15 protein-coding genes and 1 pseudogene are annotated in these 20,519 nt (G+C 63.1%); 9 read left to right on the forward strand and 7 right to left on the reverse strand.

Annotated features, from left to right (window positions below; genetic code table 11):
* Window positions 1–11 precede the first annotated feature (11 nt).
* Both BC360_RS04475 and BC360_RS04480 read right to left on the reverse strand, forming a co-directional pair.
* Window positions 12–2,360: a xanthine dehydrogenase family protein molybdopterin-binding subunit gene (locus BC360_RS04475; RefSeq protein WP_065794439.1), complete on the reverse strand. Its 2,349-nt coding sequence runs from the start codon at window positions 2,358–2,360 to the stop codon at window positions 12–14.
* Between the two features lie 83 nt (window positions 2,361–2,443).
* Window positions 2,444–2,932 carry a (2Fe-2S)-binding protein gene (locus BC360_RS04480; protein WP_065794440.1) on the reverse strand — a complete coding sequence of 163 codons (489 nt, stop codon included), beginning with the start codon at window positions 2,930–2,932 and terminating at the stop codon, window positions 2,444–2,446.
* A 436-nt stretch (window positions 2,933–3,368) separates the two neighbouring features.
* Here BC360_RS04480 and BC360_RS04485 point away from each other — a divergent pair, with 436 nt between their 5' ends.
* From BC360_RS04485 to BC360_RS04500, 4 genes and pseudogenes are all read left to right on the forward strand, one after another.
* Window positions 3,369–3,626, forward strand: coding sequence for a YMGG-like glycine zipper-containing protein (locus BC360_RS04485; RefSeq protein WP_065780791.1), 258 nt, complete (start codon window positions 3,369–3,371; stop codon window positions 3,624–3,626).
* Between the two features lie 242 nt (window positions 3,627–3,868).
* Window positions 3,869–5,098, forward strand: coding sequence for an MFS transporter (locus BC360_RS04490; RefSeq protein WP_065780828.1), 1,230 nt, complete (start codon window positions 3,869–3,871; stop codon window positions 5,096–5,098).
* A gap of 281 nt (window positions 5,099–5,379) precedes the next feature.
* Complete coding sequence (locus BC360_RS04495; protein WP_065780790.1) at window positions 5,380–7,293, forward strand: autotransporter assembly complex protein TamA; 1,914 nt, start codon at window positions 5,380–5,382, stop codon at window positions 7,291–7,293.
* Window positions 7,294–8,751: 1,458 nt separating this feature from the next.
* Window positions 8,752–11,583: pseudogene (locus BC360_RS04500) on the forward strand (translocation/assembly module TamB domain-containing protein); the annotation flags it as partial.
* Between the two features lie 142 nt (window positions 11,584–11,725).
* Here the strand turns inward: BC360_RS04500 and BC360_RS04505 are convergent.
* The 3 genes from BC360_RS04505 to BC360_RS04515 all read right to left on the reverse strand — a co-directional run bounded on the left by BC360_RS04505 (window position 11,726) and on the right by BC360_RS04515 (window position 12,949).
* Window positions 11,726–12,172, reverse strand: a complete 447-nt coding sequence (locus BC360_RS04505) for a hypothetical protein (protein ID WP_139109912.1) — start codon at window positions 12,170–12,172, stop codon at window positions 11,726–11,728.
* Complete coding sequence (locus BC360_RS04510; RefSeq protein ID WP_139109913.1) at window positions 12,135–12,344, reverse strand: hypothetical protein; 210 nt, start codon at window positions 12,342–12,344, stop codon at window positions 12,135–12,137. The genes BC360_RS04505 and BC360_RS04510 overlap by 38 nt, the downstream gene beginning before the upstream one ends.
* Window positions 12,345–12,484: 140 nt before the next feature.
* Entirely contained in the window at window positions 12,485–12,949 is a 465-nt protein-coding gene (locus BC360_RS04515; protein WP_065794444.1) for a MerR family transcriptional regulator, read from the reverse strand.
* Between the two features lie 198 nt (window positions 12,950–13,147).
* On the opposite strand from BC360_RS04515, the gene BC360_RS04520 reads away from it, so the two are divergent.
* Window positions 13,148–13,939 (forward strand): APH(3') family aminoglycoside O-phosphotransferase, encoded by a 792-nt coding sequence (locus BC360_RS04520; protein ID WP_065780827.1) that lies wholly within the window; start codon window positions 13,148–13,150, stop codon window positions 13,937–13,939.
* 37 nt (window positions 13,940–13,976) lie between these two features.
* Here the strand turns inward: BC360_RS04520 and BC360_RS04525 are convergent, their stop codons facing one another.
* Window positions 13,977–14,474 carry a VOC family protein gene (locus BC360_RS04525; protein WP_065780785.1) on the reverse strand — a complete coding sequence of 166 codons (498 nt, stop codon included), beginning with the start codon at window positions 14,472–14,474 and terminating at the stop codon, window positions 13,977–13,979.
* 113 nt (window positions 14,475–14,587) lie between these two features.
* The gene (locus tag BC360_RS04530) at window positions 14,588–15,022 is read right to left on the reverse strand and encodes an Lrp/AsnC family transcriptional regulator (protein WP_065780784.1); all 435 of its coding nucleotides are present in this window, start codon (window positions 15,020–15,022) and stop codon (window positions 14,588–14,590) included.
* Window positions 15,023–15,162: 140 nt separating this feature from the next.
* On the opposite strand from BC360_RS04530, the gene rocF reads away from it, so the two are divergent.
* The 4 genes from rocF to BC360_RS04550 all read left to right on the forward strand — a co-directional run bounded on the left by rocF (window position 15,163) and on the right by BC360_RS04550 (window position 20,328).
* The gene (gene rocF, locus BC360_RS04535) at window positions 15,163–16,086 is read left to right on the forward strand and encodes an arginase (RefSeq protein WP_065794445.1); all 924 of its coding nucleotides are present in this window, start codon (window positions 15,163–15,165) and stop codon (window positions 16,084–16,086) included.
* 25 nt (window positions 16,087–16,111) lie between these two features.
* Window positions 16,112–17,317 carry an ornithine--oxo-acid transaminase gene (gene rocD / locus BC360_RS04540; RefSeq protein WP_065780782.1) on the forward strand — a complete coding sequence of 402 codons (1,206 nt, stop codon included), beginning with the start codon at window positions 16,112–16,114 and terminating at the stop codon, window positions 17,315–17,317.
* A 299-nt stretch (window positions 17,318–17,616) separates the two neighbouring features.
* The gene (locus BC360_RS04545; protein WP_025425030.1) at window positions 17,617–18,096 is read left to right on the forward strand and encodes a chemotaxis protein CheW; all 480 of its coding nucleotides are present in this window, start codon (window positions 17,617–17,619) and stop codon (window positions 18,094–18,096) included.
* 447 nt (window positions 18,097–18,543) lie between these two features.
* Window positions 18,544–20,328 (forward strand): methyl-accepting chemotaxis protein, encoded by a 1,785-nt coding sequence (locus BC360_RS04550; RefSeq protein WP_065794446.1) that lies wholly within the window; start codon window positions 18,544–18,546, stop codon window positions 20,326–20,328.
* The last annotated feature ends 191 nt before the right edge of the window (window positions 20,329–20,519 follow it).

The raw sequence follows: 20,519 nt of genomic DNA on the forward strand, positions 1-20,519 counted from the left end.
CGTCCTCCCGTTCAGTTTGCGGCATGGGCGGCAGCCCACACCTTTTGCGGCGTCGCCGGCATAGTCAGCCGGTTGTTGCCGATGGCGTCGGTGATGGCGTTGATCAGCGCCGGCGGCGAGCCGATGGCGCCGGCCTCGCCGCAGCCCTTGATCCCGAGCGGATTGTTCGGGCAGGGCGTGTTCGAGGTCGATACCTTGAACGACGGCAGATCGTCGGCGCGCGGCATGGCGTAGTCCATGTAGCTCGCCGTCAGCAGCTGGCCGTTGGCCGGATCGTAGTGAACGCCCTCGAGCAGCGCCTGGCCGATGCCCTGCGCCAGGCCGCCGTGCACCTGCCCCTCGACGATCATCGGATTGATGATGTTGCCGAAATCGTCGGCAGCCACGAACTGGATGATCTTGGTGACGCCGGTCTCCGGATCGACCTCGACTTCGCAGATGTAGCAGCCGGCCGGGAAGGTGAAGTTGGCCGGATCGTAGAAGGCGCCCTCCTTCAGCCCCGGCTCCATGCCGGGCGGCAGGTTGTGGGCGGTATAGGCGGCAAGCGCCATCTGGAACCACGGCACGGCCTTGTCGGTACCGGCGACCTTGAGCTCGCCGTTCTCGATGACGATGTCGCTTTCATCCGCCTCCATCAGGTGGGCGGCGATCTTCTTCGCCTTGGCTTCGACCTTGTCGAGCGCCTTGACGACGGCCGACATGCCGACCGCGCCCGAGCGCGAGCCGTAGGTGCCCATGCCCATCTGCACCTTGTCGGTATCGCCATGCACGATGTTGACGCTGTCGATCGGCACGCCGAAGCGATCGGCGACCAACTGGGCGAAGGTGGTTTCATGCCCCTGTCCGTGGCTGTGCGACCCGGTCAGAACCTCGATCGTGCCGACGGCGTTGACGCGGACCTCCGCCGACTCCCAAAGACCGACGCCCGCGCCAAGCGAGCCGACCGCAGCCGACGGCGCGATGCCGCAGGCCTCGATATAGCAGCTCATGCCGATGCCGCGCTTCATCCCGCGTTTGGCTGCTTCCGCCTTGCGGGCGGCAAAGCCGTTCCAGTCGGAGGCCTGCATCGCGGCATTGAGCGAGGCTTCGTAGTCGCCGGCATCGTAGTTCATGATGACGGGCGTCTGGTGCGGGAAGGAGCGGATGAAATTCACCCGCCGGAGTTCCGCCGGCGAAACCCCAAGTTCACGCGCCGCCGTCTCCATGGTGCGCTCCAGGAGATAGGTCGCTTCCGGCCGGCCGGCACCGCGATAGGCATCGACCGGGGCGGTGTTGGTGTAGACGGTGCGCACATTGGCGTGGATCGCCGGGATGTCGTACTGGCCGGACAGCAGCGTCGCATAGAGATAGGTCGGCACCGCCGAGGAGAACAGCGACATGTAGGCGCCGAGATTGGCTGTTGTGTCGACCTTGAGACCGATGATCCGGTTGTCGGCATCAAAAGCCATCTTCACCGTCGAAAGGTGGTCGCGGCCATGCGCGTCGGTCAGGAAGGCCTCGGTTCGGTCCGACGTCCATTTCACCGGCACGCCGGTGCGCTTGGAGGCCCAGAGACAGACGATCTCTTCGGGATAGATGTAGATCTTCGAGCCGAAGCCGCCACCGACATCCGGCGCGATGACGCGCAGCTTGTTTTCCGGCGCGACATTGTAGAAAGCGCTCATCACCAGCCGCGCCACATGCGGGTTCTGGCTGGTGGTGTAGCAGGTGTAGTGATCGTCGCCGCCGTCATAGATGCCGAGCGTGGCGCGCGGCTCCATCGGGTTTGGCGACAGGCGGTTGTTTTGGATGGTGATCTCGGTCACATGCGCCGCCGAGGCGATCGCCTTGTCGGTGGCGGCGGGATCGCCGATCTGCCAGTCGAAGATCAGATTGTTCGGCGCCTCCGGGTGCAACTGCGGCTGGCCCGGTTCCAGTGCCTTCGTCGCATCGGTGACGACGGGCAGTTCCTGGTAGTCGACAACGACGGCTTCGGCCGCATCCTTCGCCTCGGCGATGCTGTCGGCAACGACGATCGCGACCGCATCGCCGACATAGCGCACCGTTTCATGGGCGAGCGGCCTCCAGGCGCCCATCTTCATCGGCGATCCGTCCTTGGAATGGATCATCCAACCGCAGATGAGATTGCCGATACCGTCGGCGAGCAGCTGCTTGCCGTCGAGCACGTCGATCACGCCGGGCATGGCCCTGGCCGCCGCGGCGTCGATCGACCTGATTTTCGCATGCGCATAGGGACTGCGCACGAAGATCGCATACTTCATGCCCGGCACCGACATGTCGTCGGTATAGCGTCCCTTACCGGTCAGGAACCGCTTGTCTTCCTTGCGCGCCACCCGCGCGCCAATACCTTCAACGCCCATTGCCGATCTCCTCCCGAGATATCCAGCGAAAGTCCTGCGGTGAAATGTGATCGCGGCGAGAAGTCATCGCCGCGGGCCGGACGTCATTCGGCGGCGACGCGCGCGCCGCCCATCTCGGCCGAGGCCGCAAGAATCGCCTTGACGATGTTGTGGTAGCCGGTGCAACGACAGATATTGCCTTCGAGCTCGGCGCGCACGGTCGCCTCGTCGAGCTGACCGCCATGTCGGCGGATCATGTCGACGGCCGTCATCACCATGCCGGGGGTACAGAAACCGCATTGCAGGCCGTGATTGGCCTTGAAGGCCGCCTGCACCGGATGCAGCTCGCCATTTGCGGCCAGCCCTTCGATGGTGGTGATCTCAGAGCCCGCCGCCTGCGCGGCGAGGGTGGAACAGCTCTTGATCGACATTCCGTCCATATGCACGACGCAGGCGCCGCATTGCGACGTGTCGCAGCCGACATGGGTGCCGGTCAGTCCAAGGTTCTCGCGAATGAAATGCACCAGCAACGTCCGGTCATGGCACTGACCGCTCACCTGACGGCCGTTGACCGTCATTGTAATTTTCGCCATTTCGCTCCTCCGGGTGGGTCAATGCCAACACGAGCGCGAACGGTAAGCCGGGTGATGATCTGTCCACGCGACTTGAGAAACGCGCCAACTGCTATCGATGCCCTTCGCCTCGAGACCCGCTCCTCCGGATACTCGTGGCTTGTCTGTATCATTGTCTTTTTTTGGAATGTCGCAACCATCCGAGGGCTAGGTGCGATAAAAAATTTGCGTGATGGTTGTGTTGGCCGGAATGGCGCCTTCATGTCCCGTTCAGGAACGATATCATTATGTTGGCGGCGAAGAGAATCCGCCGGACCTCCTGTAGACTTTCACAGCGGCCGGTTTATTTTCTGAAATTGCAAGTTCAAGTGGTGAAAGACATCTCGTCTTTGCGCCAATCACGTAAGGGACGGACGAGGCGACAGGCTGAGATCCGTAGAGATCGGAGAGAACAACAATGAAGAAAGCCATCGCACTTGTGCTGGTTGCCTTGTCGGTTGCAAGCTGCACCCAGACTGAAAAGGGTGCCGGCATCGGCGCCGTTTCGGGCGCGATCATCGGCGGCGCGATCACCGGCGACGTCCGTGGTGCTGCTGTCGGTGCTGCCATCGGCGGTGTCTCGGGCGCGGTCATCGGCAATGTCACCGAACAGCCGGGCCAGTGCTACTACCGCGACCGCTACGGCCGCCGCTACATCGACTCCTGCCCGCGCTAAGCCGCCGGGACAGTCGATAACATCGACATGACGTCCGCCTGTCGAGTGACGGAGCGGACGAGACACCACCCCTCATGGCCGCCTGCCGTGAGGGGTTTTTCGTTTTCCTGCCCCTCTCATCAATCTGACGGTCAAATTCTGAGCCCAGCAGTCACACCAAATGCGGTGACGCAGGAACTGGGTGGCTCGCGGTAGCGCAATCCTGTCAGGTGCCTCGAAACAGCATGATCGAGGACATTTCCATGCCGAAACCGCCTGCCGCCACCCTGCCGTCCGCTTTCAAGCGCATCGCCTGGTCCAACCTGTTTGCGCAGTTCTCCGAGCAGATCGCCCTGGCGGCAGCGCCACTCGCTGCCGTTCTTCTGCTTTCGGCTGGCCCGGCCGAAACCGGCTGGCTGCAGATGGCCCAGACGCTGCCGTTTCTACTGCTGTCGATACCGGCCGGCCTGCTCGTCGATCGCGCCTCGCGGCGAACCCTCATGGTTTTCTCCGAAGTGCTGCGCGCGTCGTCCCTCGTCACCACCTTGTTTTTGATGGCAAGCGGCCACCTCACCCTGGCGCTTCTGGCGATCATGGGCTTTGTCGGCGCGATCGGAACGGTCTGCTACAATGTCGCCGCACCGGCACTGATCCCCGCCATCGTTCCGCGCGCCCAACTCGCCGACGCCAATCGCTGGCTGGAACTTGCCCGCAGCCTCGCCTATTCCGGAGGGCCGGCGATCGGCGGGGCGATCGTTGCCTCGACCGGCACCTCGCTTGCCTATGTCGCGGCCACCACGCTTTCCCTTCTCGCTGTCGTCTTGCTCTCCGGCCTCAGCGAACAGGAGCAATCGACCCGGCCACAACGCAAACTGCTGCACGATCTGATCGAAGGCGCGCGTTTCCTCGCCGGCCATCCGCTCCTGCGGCCGATACTCGTCACCGCGATCGTGTTCAACACATCCTGGTTCGTGCTGCAGGCAGTCTATGTCGCCTATGCCGTCCAGACGCTCGGGCTGACGGCAACGGGGGTTGGCATCACGCTCGGCATCTATGGAGCCGGGATGATGATCGGAGCCTATGCCGCCCCTGCCCTTGCGCACCGTATCCCGTTCGGCGTCATGATCGCGCTCGGTCCGCTCGGCGGTCTCCTCGCGGCCGTGGTGATGCTGCTGACGGTGTGGTTTCCCTTCGGCACCCTTGCCGGATTGAGCTTCTTTCTGTTCGGCGCGGGGCCGGTTCTCTGGTCGATTGCGACCCTCACGCTCAGGCAGGCCATCACCCCGAACGCAATGCTTGGGCGGGTTTCGGCCTTCATCACCACGGCCACGTTCGGCGCAAGACCGATTGGCGCAGTGATCGGCGCCATCGTCGCCACTCACTTCGGCGTCAAGGCTTGCCTCCTGGTCGCCACAGTCGGTTTCCTCGTCCAGTTTCTGGTGATCCTCGTTTCCCAGGTACCCAGGCTGCGGGCCTTGCCCGAGGCCGCCTGACCTGGTGGAGTTGCCTCGACGCAACCATTCGACGCCCTGCAAACGGCGACCGAGAGCCTCGCGCCGCCACCGACATCCTGGCCGAGGCGCCCGGATTTTGTGCTGCGTTGACAACATTCCGGCTCTTTTTCAAAGGAATCGACGCGGAATCCGGGCCTCGGGGGTGGATGCGGGCGGCCGTCATCGTTAACAGATGGAAAACCTTAGGCATGCAATAGTGACCCCCGCCGCATATGAAGGCAGTTTGTATTGGGTCGCCTTAAGACGGGATGCGGAAGCGAATGTCCCCACCACGGTCGAGTATTGCGTACTGGAAGGCAGCGACTGCGCTTGCGGTTGCCGTCTCGTGCGCGCTCGGCCCCATGTCCGCCACCAAGGCCTATGCGTTCAAGATCTTCGGCATGAAGTTTTTCGAGGGCGACGAGGACGAAGCCCAGGTCATCGACCCGGTCAACTATACCCTCACCTTCGACGCCGGCACCGACGACAAGGAACTGAAAGAGGCGCTGGAGAACAGCTCGCAGCTGGTCCAGGGCCAGGAAAAACCCGTTTCCGGCAACCTTGGCCTTGCGATCCGCGCCCGCGACGACCGCGACCGCCTGCTGGCCGCACTCTATGAGAAGGCGCGTTACGGCGGCACGGTCGCAATCCGGATCAACGGCCAGGACATCGACAGCCTGCCGCCCGATCCGGCCTTCCCCGACGGCCAGGCCATACCCGTCACCGTCAATGTTACGCCGGGCCCGGTGTTTTCGCTCGGCTCGGTCAAGTTCGAAGGCGATGCCGCCGGTCTCAACCCAGCCGACTACGATCTCGCGCTCGGGACAAGGGCGGATTCGACGCGGATCATCAAGGCCGGCGAAAAGGTCGTCAACGATCTGCGCGAGCAGGGACGGCCGCTTGCCAAGCTGACCGAGCGCAGCGTCGTTGCCGATCACGCGGATTCGACCGTCGACGTGGTGATATCAGCCGAAAGCGGGCCGGTGGCGCCCGTCGGCGAGGTCAGCGTTTCCGGAACCAAGACCGTCGATCCCGGTTTCGTGCGCGACTATTCGCGCCTCAACGAAGGCCGCCCCTATTCGCCCGAGGACATCCGCAGGGCTTCCGAGCGGCTGCGCCAGCTCGGCGTATTCTCGAGCGTGACCATCAAGGAAGCCAACACGCTTTCGCCCGATGGCTCCATTCCGATGAAGATCGAGGTGTCCGAGGGCAAGCATCGCTATTTCGGCTTCGGCGCCCAGGTCTCGACCACGGATGGCCTCGGGCTTTCGGGCTATTGGGGACACCGCAACCTGTTCGGCCAGGCGGAATCGCTGCGTGTCGAAGGCTCGATCGACCGTATCGGCGAGACCCAGGAGCTCGACAAGCTCGACTATTCCGCCGGCATCCTCTTTGCCAAGCCGGGCGCCTTCGGTCCGGCCTCGACCTTTACGGCAAGCCTCAAGGCCAACATCCAGGATCCGGACGCCTATCGCGCCAAGATCCTGACCGGTGCGGCAGGTGCTACCTTCGAGCTGTCGCCGACAGACACCTTTTCCGGTGGCGGCGAGTTGAGCTGGGCGGATGTCGACGACGCCTTCGGCTCGAACTCCTACCTGACCGCCGCCATTCCGCTCGAATATGTGCGCGACACCCGCGACGACAAGTTGAACGCGACCGAGGGCTACCGCGCGCTCATCAACGCCAAGCCAAGCTACGAGATCAAGGGCCAGACCTTCTTCTCGTCCTTCGAGGCGTCCGCTTCGGGTTATCACGCGCTTGGCGACGAGAAGCGCTTCGTTCTTGCCGGCAAGATCGGTGCTGGCGTGCTGGTCGGCGGCGACGGCCTTGCCGACATTCCCGCAAACCGCCGCTTCTATCTCGGCGGCGGCGGCTCGGTGCGCGGCTATTCCTACCAGGAGATCAGCCCGCGCAACAGCAACAACGACCTGACCGGCGGTCGCTCCTATGTCAACGCTTCGGTCGAGGCGCGCATCGCCATCACCGACACGATCGGCATCGCTCCCTTCATCGATGCCGGCACGGTGTCAACCAGCACCACGCCTGATTTCTCCGACATTCGCGCCGGTGCCGGCATCGGCCTTCGCTATCAGACGCCGTTCGGGCCGATCCGTCTCGATGTGGCCATGCCGCTCAACAAATACCCCGGCGGCACCAGCTACGGCATCTATGCCGGTATCGGCCAATCCTTCTGATATCCGCACCGGTTCGAACCGATTTCTGCGCGCAGCCGGTAAATTTCGCCCAATCGCCTGGAGTTTCGGTCTCCAAAGATTCCGCAGCGGCGCAAGTTGCGTTATGGGTAGATCATGAATCAGGTCGTCCGCTTTCTTCGCGCGACGCTGCGCTTTGGCCTCTATGTGCTTGGCGCTCTCGCGGTCGCAGCCCTTCTTCTCGTCGCCTTCGTGAGCTTCACGACACCCGGCGCCCGCCTTGTCGCCTGGGCGATCGAGAAATATGCAGCGACCCCCGACCAGATCGTCCGGATTGCCGACCCGAGCCCGCTCCTGACCGGCCAGTTTACCGCCGGCAGCGTGACGCTGTTCGATGGCGAAGGCATCTATGCGGAGGTTCGCGACCTCTCGCTCAACTGGTCGCCCGCAGCCCTCTTCTCCTTCCGCTTCGACGCCGCGGCGATATCGGCCGGCTCTGTCCGCGTCGAGCGCATGCCCGTACCTTCGACGGAAACCAAGGAGGTGCGTTCGACCTTCGCGCTGCCGGTCGACGTCAAGATCGACGCGATCGATCTGAAGGAAATCGTCATCGGCAAGGCGATCGCCGGCGAGGACCAGTTCCTGACGGCGAGCGGCAAGGTGAATGCCACCAACGAGAGCATCGCACTCGGGCTAACGGCAGCACAGCGCGATCGGCCCGAGGCCCGCGCCGTTGCCGACATCGTCTTCAATCCGGCCGGCAACGAGCTGAAGCTCGAGGCGACCGTCGATGAGCCCGCCAATGGCGTGCTGGCCAAGCTGCTGAGCCTGCCGAACGAACCCGCCGTCAATATCAAGGTGACCGGCGAAGGGCCGCTTTTGGACTGGACCGGAACCGGCACGGCGGCGCTCGACGGCGCCGAGATCCTCAAGCTCGACGGCCGCCATGTCCAGACGGCCGATGGCATGCACCGGCTCACGCTTTCGGGCGGCGGCGGCTTCGGTTCGCTGGTGCCGCCGGCACTTCGGCCGATGTTCGAGGGTCAGACCAGCATCGATCTCGCTGCCGTCTTCGACGGCAAGGGCATGGTGCGCGTCGACAAGGGGCATGTGGCGACCGGTGCGCTCGCCTTCGCTGCCTTCGGCACCTTCGACAGCAAGGGCGAGAACAATTTGCAGGCAAGGCTCGCCGGCACCAACGGCGCCATCGACTTCCGCTGGCCGCTGGAAAAGGGCGAAGCCCGCACCCTGATCAACACCGTCAATCTGTCGCTGATCGGCGACGCTCAGTCGGCAATCCTCGACGTGGCGGCCGATGTGGCCTCCGTGGCATTGCCGGACGTGGCGCTCGGCGCCATCAAGCTGTCGGCCCGGAGCGACGGCTTCAACCTGGCGACACAGTCGGGTCCGATCAAGACGACGATCGAGGTCGGTCAGGCCGGCTTCGACAATGCCGATCTCGCCCGGCTGGTCCAGGCGCCGATGAAGATCGTCGGCGATATCTCGGTTGCCGAGGACAGCATCGCCTTTGCGCCGGTGACGCTCGAAAGTCCCGGCATCGGCGGCACGGTCGAAGGCGCCTTCTCCCGCGAGACCAACACCGTCGCGGCAACCTTCAAGCTCTTTACGGTCCCAGCCGCCCTGCCGCCGGCAGCCGCGGAAAAATTCGACGGCACTATCGCGCTTGCGGGAAGCCTCAAGACCGGCGCCAACGGCAGCGTCACCGTCGAGAATATCGATCTCAAATCCGGGACGATCGAGGCTGCCGGCTCCGTCGCACTCGCCGACGGCAATCTGACCGCAGACCTCAAGGGCGTTCTGCCGGATCTCGGCAAACTGCTGGCCGATGCCAAGGGCAAGGCCGATTTCACCGCCGCCGTAACCGGACCACTCGCCGAGCTTGGCATCGAGGCGGAGCTGTCCTCGAGCGGCGCGACGCTCGCCGGCCGCACGCTCAGCGACCTGACGATCAACGCCGACGCCACCGCCAACCAGAGCAGCCCGCAGGCCAAGCTGACGGCAACCGGTGCGCTCGACGGCCAGCCGATCGACGTGCGTGCCGACGTCGTCTCCAGGGATGGCCGCACATCGATCCCGGTGCTTGAAGCCAAGATCGGTGAGAACACGCTGACCGGCGCAATCAACTTCACCCCCGACTTCAAGCCCGACGGCACCGTCGACTTCAATCTTCCCGACCTCGGGCTGCTTGCCGCGATGGCCGGCCAGAAAGCCTCCGGCGACCTCTCGGGATCGGCCGCTATCCGGACGACCAACGGCATCACCTCCATCGTTCTCAAAGCTGGCGGCAGCGGCATCAAGCGCGACGACCTGACGATCGCCAAGCCGACGGCCGACATCACCATTGCCGACCTTTCGGCGCTGGCGATCAAGGGCAGCGTCCGGGCAGAGACGATTGCCCAGGGGGCCAACCGGGTCTCTGGGTTGAGCCTCGATTTCACCCAGCAGGCGGGCAAGACGGGCTTTGCCATCGACGGCAAATATGATGGCGGGCCGCTAACGGCCAAGGGCGATCTGACGAGTTCGGGCGGCCGCACGGAAATCCGTCTTTCCTCTTTCGGCGCCACGCCGAAGCGGATTGCGCTGAAGCTCGCGGCGCCGACCGTGATCGTGATCGAGAAGGGCACCGTGCGCCTGAATGCTCTCACGATCCAGGCATCGAAGGGCACGATCGCGGTGAGCGGTACTGCCGGCCAAAAGCTTGATATCACCGCGAAGCTCAACGCCCTGCCGGCAGCCCTGGTCAACGCCTTCGCCCCGGGCCTCGGCGCGGAAGGAGCGATCGGCGGCACCGTCGACATCGACGGAACGGCGGCAGCACCGGTGGTCGCATATAACCTCAAATGGTCGGGCGCTTCGCTGGCCGCAGCGCGCACCGCCGGCGTCGGCGCCTTCGACATTTCGGCCGCCGGCAAGTTCGTCAACAACCGTGTGACGCTCGATACCACCCTCTCCGGCGCCGGTGGCCTTGCCTTCAAGGGCGGCGGCAACGTCGACATCGGCGGCAACATGCCGATCGCCATGAAGTTCAACGGCAATGTGCCCTTCGCGCTCGTTGCCAATCTGATGGCCCAGCAGGGCTTCACGCTCACGGGGCAGGCTGCCGTCGATCTGTCGATATCGGGTTCGGCAAAAGCGCCGCAGATTGCCGGCACGATCACCACATCAGGCGGACGCCTCGTCGACGTCCGGCGCAACCTCGCGCTCAACAACCTGACGGCCAATGTCGCGCTCGACGGCAAGCAGGCGACGATCTCCAAGCTTTCCGCCAACCTTGCAACCGGCGGCTCGGTCGAGGTCACCGGCACGGTCGGCACCGTTCCCGGCTCCGGCTTCCCCGCCAACCTGACGATCCGGCTCAACAACGCCAGCTATGTCGACGGCACGCTGTTCAACGCGCAGCTTGCCGGCGAGATGACCTTGACGGGCCCGCTGGTTGCCACGCCGACGCTCGGCGGCAAGGTGACGATCCGCAAGGCAGCGATTACCATTCCCGAGAAGCTGCCGACCTCGCTTTCGGCCATCGACATCAAGCACAAGAACGCGCCGGCCAAGGTGCAGCAGATGGCCAAGGACCTGCGCAAGGACGAGAAGCCGGCAGGCGCCAATGCCAGCGGCGTCATCGCCTTCGATCTCGGCGTCACCGCCAACCAGGTCTTCGTGCGCGGGCGCGGCATCGATGCCGAGCTCGGCGGCGATCTGACGATCCGCGGCACGGCGGTGCAGCCGACCATCTCCGGCGGTTTCGAGATGCGCCGCGGCCGTCTGGAAATCCTCGGCAAGCGCCTGACCTTTACCGATGGCACCATCGGTTTTGGCGGCGACCTGATCCCGACGCTCGATCTCAAGGCGACGTCGACCGCCGGCGCGACGACCATCACCGTCAACGTCGCCGGTCTTGCCAACAACCCGCAGATCACCTTCTCGTCGTCACCCGCTTTGCCCCAGGACGAAATTTTGGCGCAGCTGATCTTCAACCGCTCGCTGTCCAACCTCTCGGCGTTCCAGATTGCCCAGCTTGCCTCTGCCGTCAGCCAGCTGGCAGGCGGCGGCTCGACCTCGCTGCTCGACGGCCTGCGCAACAAGCTCGGCGTCGACGATCTCGACGTCACCACCGACGAGAACGGCGGCGCCTCGGTGCGTGCCGGCAAGTATCTCAACGACCGCACCTATATCGAACTGCAGCAGGGCTCGGATTCAAGCTCCAGCAAGGCTGTGATCAATCTCGATGTCGGCAAGGGCGTCAAGCTGAAGGGCTCGGCCGCCGGCGACGGCTCGGCATCGGGCGGCATCTTCTTCGAAAAGGAATATTGAGGAGGCGCGCCACCAATGCCTGCCCCGGCAGACCCTGCTGATTTCGCGACAACGAACAAGCCCGCGGATCGAAAACGATCCGTGGGCTTGTTCGTCATTGCTTCCGTCTGCGAACGCTCGGGGCCGCATCGCAGCCCGCTCGTTACAGCGCCGGGCGAAAATAGATCCCGCTGAGCTTGCCATCAGGGGCAAGCGTCAGACCGCATTCCAGCGTCCCCTTGTCGAACCGCACATCATAGACATCCGAGCCTTCCTGCAGCACGCCCTTGAACGCCACGCCCTGCAGCAAGCCCAGACGGTCGAACTCCGACTTGACGAGGGGCGCCTGCGCGCGCGCCAGGGCAGCGAGCGGCGGCGTCATTGCGTCGTAGTCGGGCTCGCCGCGCTGGTGCTCGGCAATGATGCGGCGAAGCAGTGCCTCGCTGTTCGGAAACGGGATCTTGTTCTTCACCCGCCTCTCCGGGTCGTCGGCAACGGCGCGCGCCTTCGTCTCGTCGATGCGCTTCGCCGCCTGTTCGTAGCCGCCCTGGTGCAGAACCACACTTTCCGCGTCACCACGCTCGTTGCGGCTGAAGGACAGCTGCGTCACCACGCTCGTTGCGGCTGAAGGACAGCTGCGCCTGAACGATCCGGTAGAAGAAGACGCCCTCCGTTTCCGGGTAGATTTCGATGGCGCTCTGTCCGGTAAGTTGAGCCATCAGTCCGCCGTCGCGACGGGTTATGCTGAGCACGTCGCCGCTGTCGAATTGAAAATCGCCCACCACAGAGCCATGCCTTTCGGGATCGAAACGAACCTCCGTTCGGGGCCGCGCCTGCTCATACTGCATAATTCCTTAAATCGGATCCGATTTAAGGATAAAATTATGCAGCAAGTTTAAAGTGTTACAGCGTCCTTTGCGCGTCATATTTGACGCGCGGCGCTGTAGCGTCGCCATGCGACGGTATCCGGCGACAGGTCGGTCATCTTGGTCTCCTTGGCGAGAGTGATGAGTTCATTGATCGAGACGGCCTGACCGCTCGATATCTTCTGCAGCGCCGCACCGATCAGCGACAGGCTGTGTTCGACCCGGTCGCGCAGATCGACGAGCGCGGATTGCTGTATCGTCAGCGTCTGACCGAGGTCCGGTGCGGCCCCGGCAAGCAGGATGGTGATCCTGGTCAGGCTGAGGCCGAGACGCTTCAATGCGAGGATTTCGGTCAGCCGGGCGATTTCCGCGCCGCCATAGAGCCGCCAGTTCTTTTCCGTCCGGCGCGGCGCGATCAGGCCACGATCCTCGTAGACGCGCAGCGCCCGCACGGTAAGGCCAAGACGATCGGCGCATTCGGCAGCGGACAAAAGGGGGTCATGGTTTCGCTTGTCGCTCATGGAAGCCTCCTGGAACTATCTTCTAAGGTATGACCTTAGGTTCGGCTCAAGCGGTATTTTGTGTGGGTAGCATCAAGATTTCGCGCAGGGCGATCGCGCCTGGGTCGGGTTGACATGGATTCTGCACAATGCCGTCCCTACATGCTCTTTCGCGCACAGGATGCATTTTCAGCACAACTCGTATTTTCAGGTGAATCTTTGTCTCTTCAGTTTCTCGATATCGATCTTCCGCCGGGACTGGCACCGCTGCTTAAAGGTTATGACTGGCGAAAGGATAGCCTTGGCCAGTCGGAATCGAGCGTCTTCCTGTTCGACGCCAAAGACCGCCCGCCCCTGGTGCTCAAGGTCGAAGAGACCGGCCCCTTTGACGAACTTGTCGATGAGGCCGAACGGCTCGAATGGTTGGGCAGGCACGGCATGCCCTGCCCGCGCATCGTTGCCCGCGAGGTGCATGCACGACAGAACTGGTTGCTGATGGAGGCTGTCGACGGTGTTGATCTTGCCTCCGGCACCCTTCTTGCTTCGGAGCAGATTGTCCTCATTGCCGAGGCGCTGCGCCGCATGCATGCGCTCGATGTCGATGCCTGTCCGTTCGATCACCGGATCGGCGCGCGTATCGCGATCGCCAAGCTCAGGGCGGACGCAGGAATAGTCGACGAGACCGACTTCGACGCGGAGCGTCTCGGCAAGACCGCCGAAGAACTGTTCGTCGAGCTTCAGGCCAGGATCCCGCGGGAGGGAAAGCTGGTCGTCACCCATGGCGACGCCTGCCTTCCAAACATCATCGTCAGGGATGGTCGCTTCGCCGGCTTCATCGACTGCAGCCGCCTGGGGGTCGCCGACCCCTATCAGGATCTCGCACTGACCTGCCGCAGCATTGCCTACAATCTCGGGGAGGAATGGGTACAGCCGTTTCTCGATCTCTACGGCATCCGCCGCGCCGATCCCGAAAAACTCGACTTCTATTGCCTTCTCGACGAATTTTTCTGACGTCGCGGAAAGCGAACGCAAGGTGGCCCGCGCCGCCTTATGCGGCGTCGCGGGCCTCGATATCAAGATCGATGATATCCGCATCACCCATGTCGATGTCTTCCATGGCGTTGAACAGCGCCCAGATATGGCCGAACGGGTCGATGAAGGCGCCGACGCGGTCTCCGGTCGACAGCGTCTCGGCCGGGTTTCTGAGCGCGGCACCCGCACCGATCGCCCGGCCGATGACCCGGTCGACATCTTTCACATGCAGTTCGAGAATGACCGCCGTCGTGCCAAGCGCATGCGGCGATCTCGGCCCGCCAAGCTTCGGCTCGGCGTCCCGGCGCGGATTGGCGCCGGCGATCCGGAAGACGGATTCGCCGATCCTGAGGTCGGCGCTGGTCAGGATACCGCTCGGCCATTCGTGCCGCTGCACCAGTTCGGCACCCAGCACATCGCGATAAAAGGCAATGGCGCGGTCCTCATCGCCATGCCTGACAAAAAGCTTCACACAGATCTGCCGATCGGCCAGCCTGCCGCCATTGATGACCATGACATCCTCCAATCTCGGGTGAGGCGCACATCATATACAAAGACGAGAACAAATCAAGAACAATTGGCTCGCAACGCGCTTTTTCACGCTTGCCGGGACGTGGAAAGAAGTCGCTAAAATGCGCCCGTCAGCTTGCTCGTTTTCAACAGGATGTTCGTCTCCGTCACGGTGATGCCGTCGATCAGCCGGATCCGCCGCAAGGTCTCGTCGAACGACACCAAATCGCGGTCCTCAAGTTCGGCGATGAAGTCCCAGCGGCCGTTGGTACTGTGCAAGGCCCTGACCTGGGGCAAGCCGCGCAACTGCTCGGCAACCCGGTCGGCCATCTTGCCGTGAACCTCGATCATCACCACGGCGCGCACGCCGGACGCCGGGATTTCCGATCCGGTGCGAATGGTAAAGGCGGCGATCGTGCCGTTAGCGACCAGCCGGTCGATGCGCGCGGCAACGGTTGCGCGAGATACGCCGGTGCGCGCCGAAAGCGTCGAAACAGGCAGGCGGGCATTCTGGCGCAAGGCACTGATCAGCGCCTGATCGAGGTCGTCCATAGCTCTCACTTTGTAAAATTGGACTTGGCAATCTGTCGATCTTATCTTTCCAATCGACAGTTTTCCATCTTTTTGCTGTCACGCCTTTTGACGATAATCCGCGCAACTCACGGGAATCATCAGGAAGGAACAGGGCGGATATGACGACCATCACGCTGATCGGCGCACCCATCGAGGAAGGCTCTGGACGACGCGGCGCGGCCATGGGCCCGACGGCGCTTCGTATTGCCGGTATCGACACGGTTCTGCGCGACCTCGGTCACACGGTTTACGACGAAGGCGACGTCAAGCCGTTGCCGGCGCGTGACCTCGCCAACCACTCCGGCGCCAACAACCTGCAGATCGTCGCCGCCTTCGCCCGCGCGCTGCACGATTCGGTCCACGACACCGTGCGCAAGGGCCATTTCCCGATCATTCTGGGTGGCGACCACGCCCTGTCGATGGGCAGCGTTTCCGGCATGGCGCGCTACGCCGCCGAAGTCGGCCGCCCGCTGTTCGTGCTCTGGCTCGACGCCCATGCCGACTTCAATTCGCCGGCGACCTCGCCGTCGGGCAACATGCACGGCATGCCGGTCGCCTTCTTCTGCGGCAAGGCCGAGTTCACCCCGATCCTGCCCGCGGACCGGCCGATGGTCGATCCGACCAGGGTCTTCCAGGTCGGCATCCGTTCGGTGGACGACCGCGAACGCGAAGAGATCGCCGAACATGGCGTGCGCGTCTACGACATGCGTGCAGTCGATGAGCTCGGCATGGCGCACATCATGCGTCAGATCCTCGACGAAGTGCGCTCGGCCAACGGCCTGCTGCATGTCAGCCTCGACGTCGACTTCATGGATCCGGAGCTGGCACCAGGCGTCGGCACCACGGTTCCGGGCGGCGCCACCTTCCGCGAAGCGCACCTGATCATGGAAATGCTCTGGGAAAGCGATCTCGTCTCCTCCCTCGACGTCGTCGAACTGAACCCCTTCCTCGACGATCGCGGCAAGAGCGCGCGTGTCCTGGTCGAGCTGACCGCGAGCCTTTTCGGCCGCCGCGTCCTTGACCGCCCGACCCGAAGCGCCTGAGATAGAAAACAACGGAGGACGACGGATGAACACCACGGCAGACCTGATCGAAACCGAATACCGGCTCGGCGCGCACAACTATAAACCGCTCGACGTCGTGCTTTCGCGCGGCGAAGGCGTCTATGTCTGGGACATGGAAGGCAATCGCTACCTCGACTGCCTGTCGGCCTATTCCGCCGTCAACCAGGGCCACTGCCACCCGAAGATCTTCCAGGCGATGATGGAGCAGGCGCAGAAGCTGACGCTGACCTCGCGCGCCTTCCGCAACGACCAGCTCGCACATTTCTATGAAGAGATCGCGGCACTCACCGGCTCGCACAAGGTGCTGCCGATGAACTCGGGCGCGGAAGCCGTGGAGACCGCCGTCAAGGCGGTGCGCAAGTGGGGTTACGAGGTCAAGGGCGTCGCCGATAACAAGGCCGAGATCATCGTCTGCTCCAACAACTTCCATGGCCGCACCATGGGCATCGTCGGCTTCTCGACCGACCCGGACGCCCGCACCGGCTTCGGCCCGTTTGCGCCGGGCTTCGAAATCGTCCCCTTCGGCGACATCGACGCCTTCCGCGCCGCGATCACCGAAAACACCGTTGCCTTCCTGGTCGAGCCGATCCAGGGCGAAGCCGGCGTCATCGTGCCGCCGGTCGGCTATTTCTCGACCGTCCGCGAACTCTGCACCAAGCATGGCATTACGCTGATCCTTGACGAGATCCAGACCGGTCTCGGCCGCACCGGCAAGCTGCTTGCCGAAGAACATGAGGGCATCGAAGCCGACGTGACGCTGATCGGCAAGGCGCTCTCCGGCGGTTTCTACCCGGTCTCGGCCGTGCTTTCGAACTCGGAAGTGCTCGGCGTCCTCAAGCCCGGCCAGCATGGTTCGACCTTCGGCGGCAATCCGCTTGCCTGCGCCATCGCCCGCGCGGCGCTGAAGGCACTCACCGAGGAAGGCATGATCGAGAACTCGGCGCGCATGGGCGAACGCTTCCAGAAGGGCCTGACCGACATCCGTTCGAACATCATCAAGGAAGTTCGCGGTCGTGGCCTGATGCTGGCGGTCGAGCTGGTGCCGGAAGCCGGCGGCGCCCGCAAGTACTGCGAGGCGCTGAAGCAGCTCGGTATCCTTGCCAAGGATACCCATGGCGACACGATCCGCATCGCGCCGCCGCTGGTCATCACCGCCGAACAGGTCGATTGGGCGGTGGAACAGTTCGCCAAGGTTCTCGCCTCCGCCTGATCCTCTCGGATCGATTCCGCTTTTCCTTGCGCCCGGGCATCAGCCGGGGCGCAGGGTCTTTAAGCACTTGCAAAAGCAAGTCTTAACGAATCCCGGCCTATAGTCCTTTCCCAAAGCGCAAAGCGGTTCCTCCGCGCATGATGCAGCTGCGCCCCGCCGGATGTCGTCGGCGGACTTTTGAAAACTCTCCCCATCGGCTCAATGGCCGCGCCTGCCGCGACCGCACCGCACGGAGATGCAACGAGTTTGGCGGTGTCGCGCCTTTGGTGGCGTCGACCGGAAAGCTGGAAGGACCTTCGATGACAAGCACACTCAGGACGGCTGGTTTCGACGGCGAGACGCTGGAAATCATCGCGTTCCGCCTCCACGATCAGGAATTCTGCGTCAAGACCACCACGATCCGTGAGATCCGCGGCTGGGCCCCCTCGACCCCCATTCCGCATTCGCCGCCCGAGGTCATCGGCGTGATGAACCTGCGCGGCACCGTGATCCCGATCATCGACCTTGCCCACAAGCTCGGGATGAAATCGACCACGGCCAATGAGCGCAGCGCCATTGTCGTCGCCGAGGTGCACAACATGGTGATCGGCCTGGTCGTCGACCGTGTCTCCGACATCCTCACCGTCCAGGGCAACCAGGTGCAACCGGTTCCGGAAGTGACTGCCTCCTTCGACAAGAGCTTTGCCGAAGGCATCATCGCCAACGAGAACGGCATGATCTGCTTCCTCAACCTCGCCCGGATGTTCAAGGAACGCGAAGTCGAAGAAATGGCCGCCTAAACAACAAATCCTGGGTCGCATCAAGGCCGCTTTGCCGTCGGGCAAGGCGGCCTTTTCACGTCCGGACAATGCGGTTTCCGGGCGCAGCCGTCGATTCCTAAACGATGAATTGCTAATTCAACCTAGAAACAGAATACGAGTTTTCACAACTAAGATTTGATAATTGCTATTTTAACACACGCTTAACAATCATGATACTAATCTAGATTGCATAAGCAAGACGTCATGGGCATGAAGGCCCACGAGTTCGAACTCCCCCTCGAAGCAAGAAAACGCTGACCCCGATCGGGCCGGCGGACGACGGACCAGACAATTTTCGGCAAGCCGGCATTTGTCCTTGTCCCCGGAGCCTGCGCCGCTCTTGGCCCCGCACGCCCTGTCGACAGCACAAGAACGAAGACCCGGCTTTCCGGTTTAAAGCAACAAAAACCAAACCAGAGGGTAATCATGTTCTCATTCGGGCAGAGCCTGGAATCACGACAGATCGTCTCCGCGCTTTCAAAGTCGCAGGCCATGATCCAGTTCGATCTCACGGGAAAAATTCTGACGGCCAACGAAAACTTCTGCCAGGCGCTCGGCTACAACCTGCAGGAAATCGTCGGTCAGCACCATCGCATGTTCTGCGCGCCGGATTATGTGCAGACGCAGGAATATCGCGATTTCTGGGCGCGGCTTGGACGTGGCGAGTTCGACGCCAACGCCTACAAGCGCATCGCCAAGGACGGCCGCGAAATCTGGATCCAGGCGACCTACAATCCTGTCCTTCATAATGGCAAGCCCTACAAGGTCGTGAAATTCGCCAGCGACATCACCGCCGCCAAGATCAAGGCGAACGAGGATGGCGGCAAGCTCGATGCCATATCGAGATCGCAGGCGGTGATCGAGTTCACTCCCGCCGGCGAAATCCTCACGGCCAACGAGAACTTCTGCAATGCTCTCGGCTACAGCCTCCAGGAAATTCAGGGCAGGCATCACAGCATGTTCTGCGAACCGAACTATGTGCGCGGCACCGAGTATGCCGAGTTCTGGAAGAAGCTGGCCGCCGGCGAATTCATCTCCAACGAGTTCGTGCGCTACGGCAAGGGCGGCAAGGAAATCTGGATCCAGGCGGCCTACAATCCGATCCGCGATCCGAGCGGCAAGGTCTACAAGGTCGTCAAGTTCGCAACCGACGTCAGTGAGCGCATGGGCGCAATCAAGGCACTTGGCATCGGCTTGCAGGCGCTGGCGGAAGGCGACCTCACCCATGGCCTGCCGACACCGTTCGTTCCCAGCATGGAATCGGTGCGCACCGACTTCAACGGCGCGATCGATCGGCTCCGCCGGGCGATGCAGACCGTCGGAGACAATGCCAGCGCTATCGCCGCTGGAGCCCGCGAGATCCGCTCGTCCGCCGACGATCTTTCCAAGCGCACCGAGCAGCAGGCCGCCTCGGTGGAGGAAACCGCAGCGGCTCTCGATGAGATCACCACGACCGTCGCCGACTCCAGCCGACGCGCCGAGGAAGCGGGCGGGCTGGTGGCCAAGACCAAGGCGGGCGCCGAACGCTCCGGCAATGTCGTTAAGAACGCGATCGGCGCGATGGACCAGATCGAGCAATCGTCACGCGAGATCTCCAACATCATCGGCGTCATCGACGACATCGCCTTCCAGACCAACCTCTTGGCACTGAACGCCGGCGTCGAGGCGGCACGCGCCGGTGAAGCCGGCAAGGGCTTTGCCGTCGTCGCCCAGGAAGTGCGAGAACTCGCCCAGCGCTCGGCCAATGCCGCCAAGGAGATCAAGGCGCTGATCACCACCTCCAGCGACCACGTCAAGAACGGCGTCTCGCTCGTTGGGCAGACGGGAGCGGCACTCGAGGAAATCCTGGTCCAGGTCCAGGAGATCAATCTCAACGTCTCGGCCATCGTCGAGGCCGCACGCGAGCAATCGACGGGGTTGAAGGAGATCAACCAGGCGGTCAATTCCATGGATCAGGCGACCCAGCAGAATGCCGCGATGGTCGAGGAAAGCACCGCCGCAAGCCACAACATGTCGCGCGAGGCGGAAGCCCTGCACACCCTGCTCAGACAGTTCCGCATCGGGCAGGAACCGGCGACGATCGAGACGCAGCGTCACGCTGACGACCGCCAGCAGACAACACGACTTCACGCCACCGCCCGCGCCATGCGCGGCGGACAACGACAGGCCCTTGCCGTCGCACCATCAAACGATGGATGGCAGAATTTCTGAGCGCAATCCCTGCACCCCGCGCTCAGGAATGGGGGAAGGCGGCGACCGGTCGCCGCCTTCCCCTAAATCTTTCTGGCATCAGGCCGAGCACCAAGATCGCACTTCGACAACACACGTCATCAATGCATCTGGAAGTGCGAGCAGCGCCAGTCGCGACCAGCTTCTTATCCAGCGATCTGGAACCTACAGCG

Source organism: Ensifer sp. LC163 (genome assembly GCF_001695855.1).
Lineage (GTDB): Bacteria > Pseudomonadota > Alphaproteobacteria > Rhizobiales > Rhizobiaceae > Ensifer.